The following is a 14,974-nucleotide window of genomic DNA, read 5'->3' as shown; positions in this document are numbered from 1 at the left end:
TCGCCGATGGTAGTGTGGGGTTTCCCCATGTGAGAGTAGGTCATCGTCAAGATTCATTTCGCAAAACCCCTATCTGCGCATGCAGGTAGGGGTTTTGTCTTTGTGCTCCCCAAAAGGCCCCCGGCCTCACAACAATCCCTGTGGGAGCGGGCGTGCCCGCGAACACGGGCGCAGCCCGTGCCAGCCAGCTTTCATGAAATGTACGTCATGTATGCCTGAAGCGTTATAGGGCAGTGCTACGCTCGCGGAAATACTCAGCACGGACATTCACCATGGACATGAACTGGCACCAGGCCTTGCAAGAGAGCCTGAGTTGGCTGGCAATCGCCTCGTTCATCACCTTTGTCGGCTTCACAGCCGCCGCTATTCTGGCCGTACGCTACACCCGCTGGGGCAGCCAGTTCTGGCAACTTGCGGGGCCTTATTTCAGTTATAAACGCAGTTGGCGGCCACTGCTGGTGTTTGCGTTGCTGCTGGTGCTGACGTTGTTTTCCGTACGCCTCAATGTGCTGTTCTCGTTCTGGTACAACGGGTTTTACAGCGCTTTGCAGGGGCTGGACCAAGGGGCATTCTGGTACCTGCTCGGGGTCTTCGCCGTGCTGGCCAGCATCCATGTGCTGCGCTCGCTGTGCTCTTTCTATGTGAACCAGGCCTTCAGCATCACCTGGCGGGTATGGTTGACCGAGCGCCTGACCCGTGACTGGATGCACGGTGATGCTTACTACCGTGGACAATTTCTTGCTGAACCGATCGACAACCCCGACCAGCGTATCGAGCTGGACGTAAACGCCTTCGTCAGCAACTCCCTGTCCTTGGCCTTGGGGGCAGTCAGTGCGCTGGTGTCCCTGGTGGCGTTCACCGGGATCCTCTGGGGGTTGTCAGCGCCGTTGGCCGTGGCCGGTGTTGAAATTCCCAGGGCGATGGTGTTTGCCGTGTACCTGTATGTGGTCGTCGCCACCTGGATCGCCTTCCGCCTGGGCCAGCCTTTGATTCGCCTGAACTTCCTCAACGAAAAGCTCACCGCCAACTTCCGCTATGCGCTGATGCGCCTGCGTGAGAATGCCGAGAATGTCGCTTTCTACCAAGGTGCCGAGGTTGAGCGGGGCACCTTGCTGGGGCGCTTCGCGGCACTGATCGTGAATGCCTGGGCGCTGGTATTCCGAAACCTCAAGTTCAGTGGTTTCAACCTGGGGGTCAGCCAGGTGGCAGTCGTGTTCCCGTTCATTCTGCAGGCACCGCGCTTCTTCAGCGGGGCAATCAAGCTGGGTGACGTCATGCAAACGTCTCAGGCATTTGGGCAGGTGCAGGATGCACTGTCGTTCTTTCGTGAATCGTACGATGCATTCGCGCAGTACCGGGCTACGCTGGACCGTCTGACCGGTTTTCTCGATGCCAACGCGCAGGCAAGGGTATTGCCGCGGGTACTCACCGCGGAGCAGGCCCATGCGCTGCAGATTGCCGACCTGAAAGTGCTGCGCCCGGATGGACACGCCCTGATCACTGATCTGAACCTGAGCCTGCAAGCTGGCCAGGCGCTGTTGATCAAGGGGCCTTCAGGCAGCGGCAAGACTACCCTGCTACGCGCCCTGGCCGGCCTGTGGCCCTATGCCGAAGGGGAGGTGCGGCGCCCACTGGGCCATCAGGCGCTGTTCCTGTCGCAGCGTCCCTATTTGCCTTTGGGGGACCTGCGCACGGTCATTGCCTACCCGGCGGTGGGGCAGCCCGAGGATCAGGCGCGTATGCAGCAGGTACTGCACCAGGTCAATCTTGGGCACCTGGCCGAGCGCCTGGAGGTCAGCTGCGATTGGGCGCATATTCTGTCGGTGGGCGAGCAGCAGCGCCTGGCTTTTGCCCGGGTTCTGTTCAACCGGCCGCAGGTGGTGTTTCTTGATGAGTCCACCTCAGCGATGGATGAGGGGCTCGAGCATGCCCTGTATGCGCTGCTGCGCTCGGAAATGCCTGGGGCACTGTTGCTCAGTGTCGGGCACCGCAGCACCCTGGCAGGTTTTCATACTCACCGGCTGGAGGTGGATGGGCGTGGCGGTTGGTCATTGGTGGCGCAGGCGCCTGCGCTGGCATAGTGTTCAGCATGCCAAGCACTGTGCACCAGCCCGCCACCCGAGGCACTTGATGAAAGCTACCCGTTTGACCCTTATTTGCCATGCCCTGACTCAGGCCCAGAAGACCGGGCGCCTGCACTGCGCTGAAGACGGCATCCTGCCGCTTTCGCAACCGCCGGCGCCTCTCCTGCCAGCGGTGCAGTTGCTGACGGCGCCAGAGCGGCGCGCCTGCGAAACAGCGGCGTGGTTGTCGAGCACGGTGCATGTCGAGCCCGCCTTGGCCGATTGCGACCTCGGGCATTGGCAGGGCATGGCGCTGAAGCAGTTGCAGGCCGAGCAGCCAGAAGCGTTGGCCGATTGGTTGCAGGAGCCAGCCAGTAACGTGCATGGCGGGGAGTCGTTCGCTGCGCTGTGCCAGCGGATGGCCGCCTGGCTGGCGGCTTTCGACAGGCCGGGTGAATGGCTGGCGGTAACCCATCCGCAGGTCATGCGTGCCGTGCTGGTGCAGGTACTGGGCTGCCCGATGAGTGCCGGGCAGCGTATCGATGTGTTGCCGCTGTCACGCCTGGAACTGAGCCATACCGGGCAGTGGCGGCTGCGCCTGGGTGAGGTTCAGAACGCCAGCTTGTAGCCGATCAACAACAGCATGGCGGCCAGGCACGGACGCAGCACGCGGTCGGAGATCCGCCCGGTGAGGTGGCTGCCCAGGTAGATGCCCGGCAGAGAACCCAGCAGCAGGTAGCCCAGTAGCGACCAGTCCATATTGCCCATGCCGGCATGGCCAAGGCCTGCCACCAGCGTTAGCGGCACGGCATGGGCGATTTCCGTACCGACCAGGCGACGGGTGACCAGAAACGGGTACAGCAGGAATAACGCCACGGTACCCAGGGCGCCGGCGCCGATGGAGGTCAGGGTCACCATCACCCCCAGCACCACGCCGGTCAGCACGGTGAGGGTATTCAGGGTACCTGCGCTGAGGTGGTAGTGATCGCCGGCATGGTGGCTGGCGAAAGCCTGCAGCCGCGACTTGAACAGAATGGCCAACGCGGTGAGGATCAACACCACCGCCAGGCCTTGCTTGATGATGGCATTGAGCGCCGATGTGTCGGTATGCAGGGTGCTCAGGAACCACAGGGTCAATGCGGCCGCAGGCACGCTGCCGAGGCTGAGCAGGCCGGTGATCTTCCAGTCGATGTTCTTGTTGCGTGCATGCACCCAGACACCACTGGCCTTGGTGATGGCGGCATAGAGCAGATCGGTGCCGACGGCCGTCGCCGGGTTGATACCGAACCACAACAGGATCGGGGTCATCAGCGAACCGCCACCGACGCCGGTCATACCGACGATGAAACCCACGACCAGTCCCGCAATGGTGAAACCAAAAGAACCTACATCCATACGCTACTCGACCGCCCAACATTGCCCGTTATCGGATGCAGCCAGCATATAGATTTTTTTATAGCCAAATAGACTTGTTCGTTATTAGGTTATAACCGCGTAAAGATGGGGGCGCTGGGCGCCCCCGGCTTCTCAGATCCGGAAACTCCCCACCAGCTGCTTCAAGCGGCCGGCCTGCTGCGCCAGTTGATCGCAGTGGCGCAGGGTTTCATTAAGGTTCTCCACCCCTTGCTGGTTCAGCGCATTGATTTGGGTAATGTCCAGGTTGAGGCTTTCGACCACGGCGGTCTGCTCTTCGGTAGCGGTGGCCACCGACTGGTTCATGCCGTCGATCTCGCCAATACGCTGGGTGACGCTGGCCAGCCGTTCACCGGCCTGGTTGGCCACTTGCACGGTTTGCTCGCTGGACACCTGGCTGGTGTTCATGGTGTGCACCGCTTCGCGTGAACCGACTTGCAGGCTGGTGATCATGCGGTGGATTTCTTCTGCCGATTCCTGAGTCCGGTGGGCCAGGTTGCGCACCTCGTCGGCCACCACGGCAAAGCCTCTACCCGCTTCGCCCGCGCGTGCTGCCTCGATCGCAGCGTTCAGCGCCAGCAAGTTGGTCTGCTGCGAGATGCCTTTGATCACGTCCAGGATCTTGCCGATTTCATCAGTGCTGGCATTGAGCGTTTCAATCTGTGCGCACGATTCGCTGATGCGCTGCGACAGCGCAGTCATGGCGTTGATCGCTTCTTCCACCACTTCCCGGCCACCGTTGGCCTGCTCGCTGGCACCACTGGCATGCTGCGAGGCATCTGCGGCGTTGCGCGCGATTTCCTGGGTCGCGGCGCCCAGTTCGTTGATGGCTGCGGCCACGCTGTTGGTGCGCATGCTCTGCTCTTCGGAGCCACTGATCGACGCATTCGACGCGCTGACCACTTTCTCCGACAGGTCATGCACCAGGCGGGTGGCCGACGACACTTCGCTGATCGAGGCGTGAATGCGTTCGACAAAGCGGTTGAACGACGTTGCCAGTTCGCCGAATTCGTCCTGGTTCTGCACCACCAGACGGCGGGTCAGGTCGCCTTCACCCTCGGCGATATCGCGCATGGCACGGCCCATGGTGGTCAGCGGGCGCATCAGTAGTGGAATCAGCAGGCCCAGCAGGCCGGCAATGGCCGCCACGGCAATCAGCATGGCGATGATGGCCGATGTGCGGAACTGGCTGAGTGCGGCGTAGGCCTTGTCCTTGTCGATCGACAAGCCGATGTACCACTGGGCCGAAGGCAGCCCGGCGACCGGCGCGAACGAAATGATCCGGTCCTGGCCGTTCAGGGTGACATCCTGCATGCCGGCAGCGACGCGCAGGTCGCTGCCGGGGTAGATGTCCTTCAGGTTTTTCATGACCTGGTCTTTGTTCGGGCTGACGATCACCTGGCCATTGGCATCGGCGAGGAAGGCGTGGCCGAGCCCACCGAAATCCACCGAGTTGATGATCTCCACCAGGGTATCGAGGGTCAGGTCACCGCCAACCACACCGATCATTTCCCCCGTGGCCTTGCTTTTCACCGGGGTGGCGATAGTGACCATCAGGCCGCCGACCGCACCCTGGTACGGTGGCGTCAGCACCGTTTGCCCGGCATTGGCCGCCGCTGCATACCAGGGCCGTTGCCGTGGGTCGTAGCCGGCAGGCATCTGGGCGTCCGGGCGCTGGGTGAACACCCCGTTGGCCTGACCGAGGTAGGTGAACAGGAAGTTGCGGGTGTAGGAGGGTTGCTCGATCAACCCGGCCAGGGTCTCGCCGGCACCCTGCTGGCCGATATCCTGGGCCAGGTTTTCCAGCACCAGGATGCGGCCGCTCATCCAGTTTTGCACGCTGCTGGCGGTCAAGGCCCCGGCCTGCTGCACCGAGGCTTCTATGTTCTGGCGGATAGTGTTGCGTTGCAGGTAGTCGTTATAAAGCGTGAACAGGGCGAATGCCAGGACCACGACGCCGCAGGCACTGAGCAGGATCTTGTGGCGAAATTTCAGGTTCATGTTTCGAGACCTTGAGCCAATGTGGGGAGGACGCAGCGCGCTTATGACGTTCTGCGGGGCCTATCGACCGGGATATCGGCTCGGGGGGTAAAACATTGAAGTACTTACAGTAATTTCTTACAGACCTTTCGACAGACGGCACTCAGCCCTTGGCCAGTTGCTCTATCAGCAACCTCGCCGCTTGCTGCAGTGGCTGTTGTTTGCGCCACAGGATATGCACCGGCAGTTGCAACTCGTTGCGCGTATTACGAAAGGCCAGGCGCACCAAGCGCCCGGTTGCCAGCAGTGGGGCTACCCGAGACAACGGCAGGTCGCCCCAGCCCAGGCCGGCTTCGACCATCTGCAGGGCCAGGTCGAAGCTGTCGGTCGACCAGTGCGTGGCGCCGATCAGCGGGCGTGGATCGGCCAGCGGCAGGTCCCGGCTGCGCACGAGGATCTGGCGCACCCGGGTCAGGTCTTCGAGGTAGTGGATGCGTGCTTCACGCAGCGCCGGGTGGCTAGGGGCGAGGGTGGCTACCAAGGCTTCCATACCGATGTGCTGAAAGCCCCGGCGCGCATCCACCTGCAGGCCAGCGAAGGCCACGCAAAGATCGGCGCGGCCGCTGTCCAGCAAGTGCAGGGCCTCTTCCTGCGGGGCGCTGAGCAAAGCGATATCGAGCAATGGGTGGCGCACACCGAGGTCGGCGATAGCCGCCAGCAACGGGCGGTGATCGATGTCCGGCACCACCACCAGCGTCAGGCTGCTTTCAAGCCCCTGTGAGAGCTCCAAGGCATGGACTTGCAACAGCCCGAGTTGCTCGGCAATCAGCCTGGCGTGCGGTTCCAGGGCCAAGGCCCGGGCGGTAGGCCGAACTTCGCGGGGCCCGCGTTCGAACAAGCTGTATCCCAGCTCCGCTTCCAGATTGCCAATGGCCATGCTGACCGCCGACGGGACCCGTTTGAGGGCGCGAGCGGCGGCGGAGAACGAGCCGCGGTCGAGCACGGCAAGAAACAGCTGGATGTTGTCGCTGGAAAAGTTCATGGCAGCCTCCTGTCAGTAGATCTGACAGCTGCTGACTTTTGCTGTCAAGCGAGGTGAAGCATTATCGCGCCCTTCGTTATTGGGATTGGAGGGAAATGCAGGTGCAGGGTTTGAAGCGCAAGCTGGTGTACGTGACGTGCTATGAGCTGATAGGGCTGAGCATGTCGACCCTCGGGCTGGCTTATCTGTCAGAGACCCAGGCGTCGCATACCGGGCCATTGGCGGTGATGATCACTACCATTGCCATGCTCTGGAACCTGATTTTCAACACGTTGTTCGAGCGCTGGGAAAGCCGCCAGGCCAAGCGCGGCCGCAGCGTGGCGCGACGGGTGGCGCATGCGGTCGGCTTTCAGCTGACCCTGGTGGTGTATCTGATCCCGCTGATTGCCTGGTGGCTGGACATGACACTGGTAGAGGCACTGCTGGTGGACATGGCGTTCATTGTGCTGATCCCTTGCTACACCTTCGCCTACAACTGGGTGTTTGACCGGATCTTCGGCTTACCGACCTCGGCCATGGCCAAGGCTTGACTCGGGCGCTACAGGCCACCGCCTGGCACACCCGCTGCTGGACCGGTGCATGGCCGTCAGCAGCGGGCTTGGCCCTTGGGCGCGGGCTACGCCAGGTCGAGTTTCTCTTCCAGCCGGTCGAGGTGGGTGTGCATCAGCCCCAATGCCGCCTCGGCATCGCCTTGCTCCACGGCATCGATGATCGCCGCGTGTTCTTCCCACGCACAATGTTCGCAGCACGGCGACTCGTAGCGGGCAATGATCAGCGAGGTCATCGGCACCAGGCCGTTGAGAAACCGTGCCAGGGGCGCATTGGCCGCCACTTGCGCCAGTTTGAGGTGGAACTCGCCACCCAGGCGGATCGCCGCGCAACGCTCGCCACTTTCATGGTGCTGGCGCTCACGTTCAACCAACTGGCGCAGTTGGCGTATCTGCGCAGGGCGGGCGCGCTGCGCGGCCAGGGTGATCAGGGTGGTCTCCGCCAGCCGCCGGGCACTGAGCACCTGCCGCGCCTGCTCGGGGTCGGGGGCTGCCAGGTGCGCGGTGTGGCTAGGGCGCTGCACCACCACTTGCTGGTCACACAGGCGCCCGAGCACGCGGCGGATCACGGTACGGCTGACCCCAAACGCCTGGCCCAACGCCTGCTCGGGCAGCAGGCTGCCGGGGGGCAGGCGCTGCTCGAGAATGGCGTCGAACAGCCGTGGGTAGATTTGCTCGGCCGACAGGCGGGTTTCGCCGGCCGCGAGCAGGGCAGGCAAGTGGGGGGCGGCGTTCATGGTCGCTCTCCTCTGGTCATGGATGCAGGTGTTCATCCGGGATGTTCAGCGGGATGCCCATGCGCGCGCCCTCGGCCAGGATGTGCTGGCGCATCTGGGCACTGGCCAGGGCACTGTTGCGTTCGCGAATGGCGCGTACCACGGCCTCGTTCTCCTTCAGCCTTGCAGCCAGATGCTCCGGTGAGTTGCGCAGCATGTCGGCGCTCTGTTTAAGGGCGTTGCCGGTCTGCTGCACGACACTCTGGAAGATCGGGTTGGTGGTCAGGGCGAAGAGGGCCTCATGGAAAGCGATATAGGCCCTGACCCCAGCTTCGCTGTCATCGGCCTCCAGCGCTTCGCGCATGTCCATCAGGGTGAGGCGCAACTGGCCAACATCCTGGCTGTTGGCCGATTGTGCCACCAGGCCGACGATGAACGGTTCAAGGGTGTAGCGCAGTTCCAGTACGTCAGCCAGGCTGGCGGCGGCGCTGGTATCCAGCCCCGGTTCCAGGGCGGCAGCTTCGGCATCCAGCACCAGTACACCCTTGCCCGGCAGCGCGCGCACCAGGCCCAGGGTTTCCAGCACGGTTACCGCCTCGCGCAGGCTGGGCCGGCTGATGCCCAGTTGTTCAGCCAGCTCGCGCTGGCCTGGCAGCATGTCGCCGCTGCGCCACTGGCCGCGGGCCAGGGCCTGGCGGAGTTTTTCCACCACTGAATTGACGACGGTCGATGAGCTGATCACGGTTCGCTCCTTGAAGGGCCGGCATCAGTGCCGGCCACGTTCGCTCAGAATTCCTGCTGGTGGGCATTGGGCTGTTTGCGTGGCAACGGGGCAAAGCCGGGTTTGCCTGCCAGTACGTTGTTGGCACGCTCCAGGTCGATGTCCTTTTCCCAGCGGGCAATCGCCACGGTGGCTACACAGTTGCCGATCAGGTTGGTAAGTGCCCGGCCGATGCCCATGAACCAGTCCACCGCAAGTACCAGCACCAGGCCGACAACCGGAATCGCCGGTACGGCAGTCAACGTGGCCGCCAGGATCACCAGCGCCGAGCCAGGGATGCCGTGCGCGCCTTTCGAAGTTACCAGCGACACCAGCAGAATGGTCAGCAGGTCAGTCATCTCCAGCGGGGTGCCGGTGGCGTTGGCGATGAACACGATGGCCAGCGTCAGGTAGATGGAGAAACCGTCCAGGTTGAACGAGTAGCCGGTGGGAATCACCAGCCCCACCGTGGAACTGCCGATGCCCAGGTGTTCCAGCTTGCGCATGATCTGCGGCAGAACGGCGTCGGAAGAGGCGGTGCCCAGCACGATGGTCAGCTCTTCACGCAGGTACTTGATCAGTGGCAACAGTTTCAGGCCCGACAGGCGCATCACGGTACCCAGCACGATCAGCACGAAGCCTGCACAGGTCAGGTAGAACAGCGCTACCAGGCCGCCCAGGTGCTGCAGCGATTCCAGGCCGTACTTGCTGGTGGTGAAGGCGATGGCACCGAATACACCGATCGGGGCGAGGCGCACGATCATGCCCATGATGCGGAAGATCACATGGCTTAGTTCGTTGATCAGCCGCGAAATGCCGGCGGCCGAGTCGCCCACCAGGTTCAATGCGCTGCCGAACAGCACCGAAAACAGCAGCACCTGAAGGATGTTGTTGTCGGCGAAGGCGCCGATCACCGAGGTAGGGATCAGGTCCATGAAGAACGCTGCGGCGCCATGGATGTGTTGACCGCGCTCGGCCAGGCTGCTGGCATCGGCACTGGACAGTTGGTCCAGGTGAATATTGGCGCCGCTGCCGATGCCGCTGCTGAAGGCGAATACCAGGCCGATCACCAACGCCAGGGTGGTCAGCACTTCAAAGTAGATTACCGACTTCAAGCCGATGCGCCCGACCTTTTTCAGGTCGCCCGCGCCCGAGATACCACTGACCACCACGCAGAACACGATCAGGCCGATGAGCATCTTGATCAGCTTGATGAAGCCGTCGCCTAGGGGTTTGAGTTGTAGCGAAAGGTCGGGGAAGCTGAGGCCGCAGGCAATGCCGAGGGCAAGGCCAAGCACGACTTGCAGGAATATCGAACGCGAGCACCATTTGAGCATGGGAGAAGTCTCAGATCGGTGTCCTTGCTTCGGTAGCCGCACGGGGCGAAAGAGCGCAGGACTTAATTATTGTGGTCTTACCGGTTTGTTCAGCGCCAGGCCATAAAAGCGCGAAAAATCGTTCTTTGCAAGGATTTTTGGCCTTACCGGTCTGACCAGTTATGGGGCGAGTGGGCCTGCCGCGCTCTAGTTCGGTGCGCAGCGGGAAGTTCATGATTGAGCAGGGCGCGTGAGCGAACACGCCCCCGGTGCCGGTGATACCCTTGAACCTGATTCGAGCAGGGCCCGCCCCCTACGGCCAATGCAAGCTACCTGCCAATCCCGCCTTGCGGTCGCCATTTCTTCTCTTTGCATCAAGCCCGGGCCCTCGAGCCGGGCAAAAAAAAACGGCACCTGCCAGAGGTGCCGTTTTCGCTAGGTGCGAATTTTACTTGTGCAGCTCTTGCGCCGCGTACAGCGTGTTCTCCAGCAGGCACGCCCGGGTCATTGGCCCAACCCCGCCCGGTACTGGGGTGATCCAGCCGGCGCGGGGCAGGGCAGTCTCGTAGACCACATCGCCGACCAGCTTGCCATCTGCTTGGCGGTTGATGCCCACGTCGATCACGATGGCGCCTTCCTTGATCCACTCACCTTTGACCAGGCCCGGCTTGCCTGCGGCCACCACCACCAGATCGGCGCGGCCTACATGGCCGGCCAAGTCCTTGGTAAAGCGGTGGCATACAGTCACGGTGCAGCCGGCCAGCAGCAGCTCCATGGCCATTGGGCGGCCAACGATGTTGGAAGCGCCGACGATGACGGCGTTCATGCCGTACAGATCCTGGCCGGTGCTTTCCAGCAGGGTCATGATGCCTTTTGGTGTGCACGGGCGCAGCAGCGGAATACGCTGGGCCAGGCGGCCGATGTTGTACGGGTGGAAGCCGTCCACGTCTTTGTCAGGGCGAATGCGCTCGAGCAGCAGCGACGCCTCCAGGTGCGCCGGCAGCGGCAACTGCAGCAGAATGCCGTCGACGGCCGGGTCGTCGTTAAGACGGTCGATCAGCTCGGTCAGGGCTTCTTGCGTGGTCTCGGCGGGCAGGTCGAAAGCCTGCGAAATGAAGCCGACCTCTTCGCAGTCCTTGCGCTTGTGCGAGACATAGACTTGGGAGGCGGGGTCGGTGCCGACCAGGATCACCGCCAGGCCCGGCGTACGCAGGCCTTGCTGGCGACGCTCCACGACACGTTGAGCGATCTGCTGGCGCAGGCTGGCGGCGATTGCCTTGCCATCGATTAGGTGTGCAGTCATAGACGCGTGATTAACCATCGAGAAGGAAACAATAAAGAGCGCGCATTCTCGCACGACATGGGCGAAGGGCAAAGGCGGGTGGTCGGGCAAATCCCCTAAGCCCTTAAATAATTTAAATTTTTTTGAAAAAGGTGTTGACGACTTTCGGGGTCGCCTATAAGATTCGCCGCACTTGTCGGGCACAGCCTAGCACTGGTTGGCTAAGTCGGGCAGAATGGGTCGTTTGGCAGTTAGCTGTTAAATACTTGTTCGGTTAGGCTTGAAGCTTAAGCGCCCGTAGCTCAGCTGGATAGAGCATCCGCCTTCTAAGCGGATGGTCGCAGGTTCGAGTCCTGCCGGGTGCGCCATTAGGCAGCTTTGGCAAGCAAGTTGGCTGTAATGCAATATGGTGGGCGTAGCTCAGTTGGTAGAGCGCTGGATTGTGATTCCAGTTGTCGTGGGTTCGATTCCCATCGTCCACCCCATATTTTCGAAGGCGCCTCGATAGCATCTGGCGCCTTTGTTTTAAGCGTTACGCGGACGTGGTGAAATTGGTAGACACACTGGATTTAGGTTCCAGCGGCGCAAGCTGTAAGAGTTCGAGTCTCTTCGTCCGCACCATGTTTTTGTAAGGTTGTACCGTAACACCGCACTATGGTGGGCGTAGCTCAGTTGGTAGAGCGCTGGATTGTGATTCCAGTTGTCGTGGGTTCGATTCCCATCGTCCACCCCATATTTTCGAAGGCGCCTCGATAGCATCTGGCGCCTTTGTTTTAAGCGTTACGCGGACGTGGTGAAATTGGTAGACACACTGGATTTAGGTTCCAGCGGCGCAAGCTGTAAGAGTTCGAGTCTCTTCGTCCGCACCATGTTTTTGTAAGGTTGTACCGTAACACCGCACTATGGTGGGCGTAGCTCAGTTGGTAGAGCGCTGGATTGTGATTCCAGTTGTCGTGGGTTCGATTCCCATCGTCCACCCCATATTTTAAAGAGGCGCCTTGGTCGTGAGATCAGGCGCCTTTTTTGTTTTCATTGCTCCGTCATGCGGGCACTGCACGGTTCAGCACAAAATCTTCGTGATTCCCCCCTTGCAATGCTCTGGTGGCAGCCCAATAAAAGCTGTTAGATTTCAGCCGGTTGAAGCACCGGCCCCGTTGGCCGGCAGAGGAACAGCCCGATGATTGCAAAAGAAGCCCGTCAGGCCTTGGCGCTGCAGCGCTTTGCCGACGCCAACCCGCAGCTGCTCGAGGAGATTCGCGAGCTGGATGCGCGCGAGCAGGCCCAGCAAATCGAGTGGGCGTTCGAAGATGCGGCCCAGGAGCAGGGGCTGCAGCCCTGGGAGCTGGCGCTGCAACTGATCGCCGAAAGCCCGGAACAGTTGCGGGCCATGCGCCTTGAAACGCACCGCGAGGTCGCCGAGGCGCTGGGCCTGGAGTGGGAAGAATACTGTCAGTTCAACGAAATCGACCCTGAATAAAGGCAGCGAATTCGCCACTGGCAGTTGTTTGACAAGTTATTACGGCTGCACTGCGCCATGGGCAGGGTGCCGCTCTTGATGAAGGAGGCCCGGCGGCACGCCGTGCGGGCCTTGAAAGCTAATCGACCGGCGTGGTTTCCCGTCGTCCCGTGTGGGGTGACTTCTGCCGCGCGACTCACTAGAATGCTTGCCCTTGATTCTGGAGTCGGGCTAACGCCGGCTAACGTCTGTGCAACGAGGAATATCCATGCAAGTTTCTGTTGAAAACACTTCCGCTCTCGAGCGCCGCATGACCATCGCCGTTCCGGCCGAGCGCGTCGAGAACGAAGTCAACAAGCGTCTGCAACAGACTGCCAAGCGCGCCAAGGTTGCCGGCTTCCGCCCAGGCAAGGTGCCAATGAGCGTGATCCGTCAGCGCTTCGAAGCCGATGCACGCCAGGAGGCGTTCGGTGATCTGGTCCAGGCTTCCTTCTATGAGGCCATCGTTGAGCAGAAGCTGAACCCTGCAGGTGCCCCATCCGTCGAACCCAAGTCGTTCGAAAAAGGCAAGGACCTGGAGTTCGTCGCCATCTTCGAAGTGTTCCCGGAGTTCACCGTTTCCGGCCTGGAGTCGATCAACGTCGAGCGCCTGAGCGCCGAAGTGGCCGACGCCGACCTGGACAACATGCTGGAAGTGCTGCGCAAGCAGAACACTCGCTTCGAGGCTGTCGAGCGCGCCGCGCAGAACGATGACCAGGTCAACATCGATTTCGTTGGCAAGGTCGACGGTGAAGCGTTCGCCGGTGGCTCTGCCAAAGGCACCCAGCTGGTACTGGGTTCCGGCCGCATGATCCCGGGCTTCGAAGACGGTCTGGTGGGCGCCAAGGCTGGCGAAGAGCGCGTTGTCAACGTGACCTTCCCTGAGGACTACCAGAACCTGGACCTGGCCGGCAAAGCCGCCGAGTTCACCATCACCGTCAACAGCGTTTCGGCCCCTGTGCTGCCTGAGCTGAACGAAGAGTTCTTCGCCCAGTTCGGTATCAAGGAATCGACCCTGGAAGGCTTCCGCGCCGAAGTTCGCAAGAACATGGAGCGTGAGCTGCGCCAGGCAATCAAGACCAAGGTGAAGAACCAGGTCATGGACGGTCTGCTGGCCGCCAACCCGATCGAAGCGCCGAAGGCCCTGCTGGAAAACGAAGTCAACCGTCTGCGCGTCCAGGCTGTTCAGCAGTTCGGTGGCAACATCAAGCCTGACCAGCTGCCTGCCGAGCTGTTCGAAGAACAAGCCAAGCGCCGCGTAGTGCTGGGCCTGATCGTCGCCGAAGTGGTCAAGCAGTTCGAGCTCAAGCCGGACGATGCCAAGGTTCGCGAGATGATCGAAGAAATGGCTTCGGCTTACCAGGAGCCTGAGCAGGTCATCGCTTGGTACTACAAGAACGACCAGCAAATGAACGAAGTGCGTTCGGTTGTGCTGGAAGAGCAAGTTGTAGATACTGTTCTGCAGAAAGCTACTGTGACCGACAAGTCGGTCTCGTACGAAGATGCCGTAAAACCAGCCCAGGCACCTGCCGAAGCTGAGTAATACGTTTTCTCTCGTAGGAAAACCCCACAAGCCAGCCTTCGAGCTGGCTTGTGCGTTATCAAGCCATGACTATTTGGGAGTGAGCGCAGGACATGTCCCGCAATTCTTATATTCAGCAGAGCTCTGACATCCAGGCCGCAGGCGGCCTGGTCCCGATGGTTATCGAGCAGTCCGCCCGTGGCGAGCGTGCGTACGACATCTATTCGCGCCTGTTGAAGGAGCGAGTGATTTTCCTGGTTGGCCCGGTTGAAGACTACATGGCTAACCTGGTCGTAGCGCAGATGCTGTTCCTCGAAGCGGAAAACCCGGACAAGGATATCCATCTCTACATCAACTCCCCGGGCGGCTCCGTCACCGCGGGCATGTCGATCTACGACACCATGCAGTTCATCAAGCCGGACGTCTCGACCATCTGCATCGGCCAGGCCTGCAGCATGGGCGCCTTCCTGCTGGCCGCAGGTGCCAAGGGCAAGCGTCACTGCCTGCCGAACTCGCGCGTGATGATTCACCAGCCGCTGGGCGGCTTCCAGGGCCAGGCGACCGATATCGAGATCCATGCCCAGGAAATCCTCAATATCAAGGCGCGCCTGAACGAGTTGCTGGCCTACCACACCGGCCAGGATCTGGAGACCATCAAGCGTGACACCGAACGTGACAACTTCATGAGCGCCTCGCGCGCAGCCGAGTATGGTCTGATCGACTCGGTCTACGACAAGCGGCAACTGGCCTCCTGAACCGGGGGGTCAGAGCAGGTGGGTGCGCGAAGCGTCCACCTGCGGACTTGAAAAAGCCCGCAATTGCCTTCATCTTGTGTTG

At 61.3% G+C, this 14,974-nt stretch carries 13 protein-coding genes and 6 tRNA genes; 12 read left to right on the top strand and 7 right to left on the bottom strand.

Going from position 1 to position 14,974, the window contains the following annotated elements; translation table 11 throughout:
• Window positions 1–272: 272 nt before the first annotated feature.
• Window positions 273–2,081 (top strand): ABC transporter ATP-binding protein/permease, encoded by a 1,809-nt coding sequence (locus tag QME24_RS18685; RefSeq protein ID WP_192439888.1) that lies wholly within the window; start codon window positions 273–275, stop codon window positions 2,079–2,081.
• A gap of 49 nt (window positions 2,082–2,130) precedes the next feature.
• A complete protein-coding gene (locus QME24_RS18680) occupies window positions 2,131–2,691 on the top strand; it encodes a histidine phosphatase family protein (RefSeq protein ID WP_192439889.1) in 561 nt (186 codons plus the stop codon).
• Here the strand turns inward: QME24_RS18680 and QME24_RS18675 are convergent.
• The 3 genes from QME24_RS18675 to QME24_RS18665 all read right to left on the bottom strand — a co-directional run bounded on the left by QME24_RS18675 (window position 2,673) and on the right by QME24_RS18665 (window position 6,498).
• Window positions 2,673–3,458, bottom strand: coding sequence for a sulfite exporter TauE/SafE family protein (locus tag QME24_RS18675; RefSeq protein WP_009682648.1), 786 nt, complete (start codon window positions 3,456–3,458; stop codon window positions 2,673–2,675). The two genes, QME24_RS18680 and QME24_RS18675, sit on opposite strands and share 19 nt — an antisense overlap.
• Before the next feature lie 132 nt (window positions 3,459–3,590).
• The gene (mcpA, locus tag QME24_RS18670) at window positions 3,591–5,477 is read right to left on the bottom strand and encodes a methyl-accepting chemotaxis protein McpA (RefSeq protein ID WP_192439890.1); all 1,887 of its coding nucleotides are present in this window, start codon (window positions 5,475–5,477) and stop codon (window positions 3,591–3,593) included.
• Between the two features lie 142 nt (window positions 5,478–5,619).
• Entirely contained in the window at window positions 5,620–6,498 is an 879-nt protein-coding gene (locus QME24_RS18665) for a LysR family transcriptional regulator (protein ID WP_280091448.1), read from the bottom strand.
• Between the two features lie 101 nt (window positions 6,499–6,599).
• Between QME24_RS18665 and QME24_RS18660 the strand changes: the two genes are divergently transcribed.
• On the top strand, window positions 6,600–7,028 hold the full coding sequence (locus QME24_RS18660) for a PACE efflux transporter (RefSeq protein WP_009682645.1): 429 nt from the start codon (window positions 6,600–6,602) through the stop codon (window positions 7,026–7,028).
• Window positions 7,029–7,114: 86 nt separating this feature from the next.
• On the opposite strand, the gene QME24_RS18655 is transcribed toward QME24_RS18660, so the two are convergent.
• From QME24_RS18655 to folD, 4 genes are all read right to left on the bottom strand, one after another.
• Entirely contained in the window at window positions 7,115–7,783 is a 669-nt protein-coding gene (locus tag QME24_RS18655) for a GntR family transcriptional regulator (RefSeq protein WP_054905976.1), read from the bottom strand.
• Window positions 7,784–7,799: 16 nt separating this feature from the next.
• The gene (locus QME24_RS18650; RefSeq protein WP_009682643.1) at window positions 7,800–8,504 is read right to left on the bottom strand and encodes an FCD domain-containing protein; all 705 of its coding nucleotides are present in this window, start codon (window positions 8,502–8,504) and stop codon (window positions 7,800–7,802) included.
• Between the two features lie 44 nt (window positions 8,505–8,548).
• Window positions 8,549–9,859 carry a C4-dicarboxylate transporter DctA gene (locus tag QME24_RS18645; protein WP_009682642.1) on the bottom strand — a complete coding sequence of 437 codons (1,311 nt, stop codon included), beginning with the start codon at window positions 9,857–9,859 and terminating at the stop codon, window positions 8,549–8,551.
• A 427-nt stretch (window positions 9,860–10,286) separates the two neighbouring features.
• The gene (folD, locus tag QME24_RS18640; protein WP_009682641.1) at window positions 10,287–11,141 is read right to left on the bottom strand and encodes a bifunctional methylenetetrahydrofolate dehydrogenase/methenyltetrahydrofolate cyclohydrolase FolD; all 855 of its coding nucleotides are present in this window, start codon (window positions 11,139–11,141) and stop codon (window positions 10,287–10,289) included.
• A gap of 270 nt (window positions 11,142–11,411) precedes the next feature.
• Here folD and QME24_RS18635 point away from each other — a divergent pair.
• The 9 genes from QME24_RS18635 (at window position 11,412) to clpP (ending at window position 14,892) form a co-directional block, all read left to right on the top strand.
• Window positions 11,412–11,488, top strand: a tRNA-Arg gene (locus QME24_RS18635).
• Between the two features lie 41 nt (window positions 11,489–11,529).
• A tRNA-His gene (locus QME24_RS18630) sits at window positions 11,530–11,605 on the top strand.
• Window positions 11,606–11,656: 51 nt separating this feature from the next.
• Window positions 11,657–11,741, top strand: a tRNA-Leu gene (locus tag QME24_RS18625).
• 36 nt (window positions 11,742–11,777) lie between these two features.
• A tRNA-His gene (locus QME24_RS18620) sits at window positions 11,778–11,853 on the top strand.
• A 51-nt stretch (window positions 11,854–11,904) separates the two neighbouring features.
• Window positions 11,905–11,989: transfer RNA gene (locus QME24_RS18615), tRNA-Leu, on the top strand.
• Window positions 11,990–12,025: 36 nt separating this feature from the next.
• A tRNA-His gene (locus tag QME24_RS18610) sits at window positions 12,026–12,101 on the top strand.
• Between the two features lie 196 nt (window positions 12,102–12,297).
• Complete coding sequence (locus tag QME24_RS18605; protein ID WP_009683823.1) at window positions 12,298–12,597, top strand: DUF6388 family protein; 300 nt, start codon at window positions 12,298–12,300, stop codon at window positions 12,595–12,597.
• Between the two features lie 247 nt (window positions 12,598–12,844).
• Window positions 12,845–14,158, top strand: coding sequence for a trigger factor (tig, locus tag QME24_RS18600; RefSeq protein WP_029884960.1), 1,314 nt, complete (start codon window positions 12,845–12,847; stop codon window positions 14,156–14,158).
• A 92-nt stretch (window positions 14,159–14,250) separates the two neighbouring features.
• Window positions 14,251–14,892 carry an ATP-dependent Clp endopeptidase proteolytic subunit ClpP gene (gene clpP / locus QME24_RS18595; protein ID WP_009683825.1) on the top strand — a complete coding sequence of 214 codons (642 nt, stop codon included), beginning with the start codon at window positions 14,251–14,253 and terminating at the stop codon, window positions 14,890–14,892.
• Window positions 14,893–14,974: the final 82 nt, after the last annotated feature.

It is taken from the genome of Pseudomonas sp. PARCl1 (assembly GCF_947311875.1).
In the GTDB taxonomy this organism is placed as follows: domain Bacteria; phylum Pseudomonadota; class Gammaproteobacteria; order Pseudomonadales; family Pseudomonadaceae; genus Aquipseudomonas; species Aquipseudomonas juntendi.
The sequence above is the reverse complement of the archived record's forward strand: the minus strand, read 5'-3'. Positions and strand labels throughout refer to the sequence as shown.

What these genes read in the sequence shown, in the direction of transcription:
- QME24_RS18685 (WP_192439888.1), top strand. Translation starts at nt 273, where the DNA reads ATGGACATGAACTGGCACCAGGCCTTGCAAGAGAGCCTGAGTTGGCTG.
- QME24_RS18680 (WP_192439889.1), top strand. Translation starts at nt 2,131, where the DNA reads ATGAAAGCTACCCGTTTGACCCTTATTTGCCATGCCCTGACTCAGGCC.
- QME24_RS18675 (WP_009682648.1), bottom strand. Translation starts at nt 3,458, where the DNA reads ATGGATGTAGGTTCTTTTGGTTTCACCATTGCGGGACTGGTCGTGGGT.
- mcpA (WP_192439890.1), bottom strand. Translation starts at nt 5,477, where the DNA reads ATGAACCTGAAATTTCGCCACAAGATCCTGCTCAGTGCCTGCGGCGTC.
- QME24_RS18665 (WP_280091448.1), bottom strand. Translation starts at nt 6,498, where the DNA reads ATGAACTTTTCCAGCGACAACATCCAGCTGTTTCTTGCCGTGCTCGAC.
- QME24_RS18655 (WP_054905976.1), bottom strand. Translation starts at nt 7,783, where the DNA reads ATGAACGCCGCCCCCCACTTGCCTGCCCTGCTCGCGGCCGGCGAAACC.
- QME24_RS18645 (WP_009682642.1), bottom strand. Translation starts at nt 9,859, where the DNA reads ATGCTCAAATGGTGCTCGCGTTCGATATTCCTGCAAGTCGTGCTTGGC.
- folD (WP_009682641.1), bottom strand. Translation starts at nt 11,141, where the DNA reads ATGACTGCACACCTAATCGATGGCAAGGCAATCGCCGCCAGCCTGCGC.
- QME24_RS18605 (WP_009683823.1), top strand. Translation starts at nt 12,298, where the DNA reads ATGATTGCAAAAGAAGCCCGTCAGGCCTTGGCGCTGCAGCGCTTTGCC.
- tig (WP_029884960.1), top strand. Translation starts at nt 12,845, where the DNA reads ATGCAAGTTTCTGTTGAAAACACTTCCGCTCTCGAGCGCCGCATGACC.
- clpP (WP_009683825.1), top strand. Translation starts at nt 14,251, where the DNA reads ATGTCCCGCAATTCTTATATTCAGCAGAGCTCTGACATCCAGGCCGCA.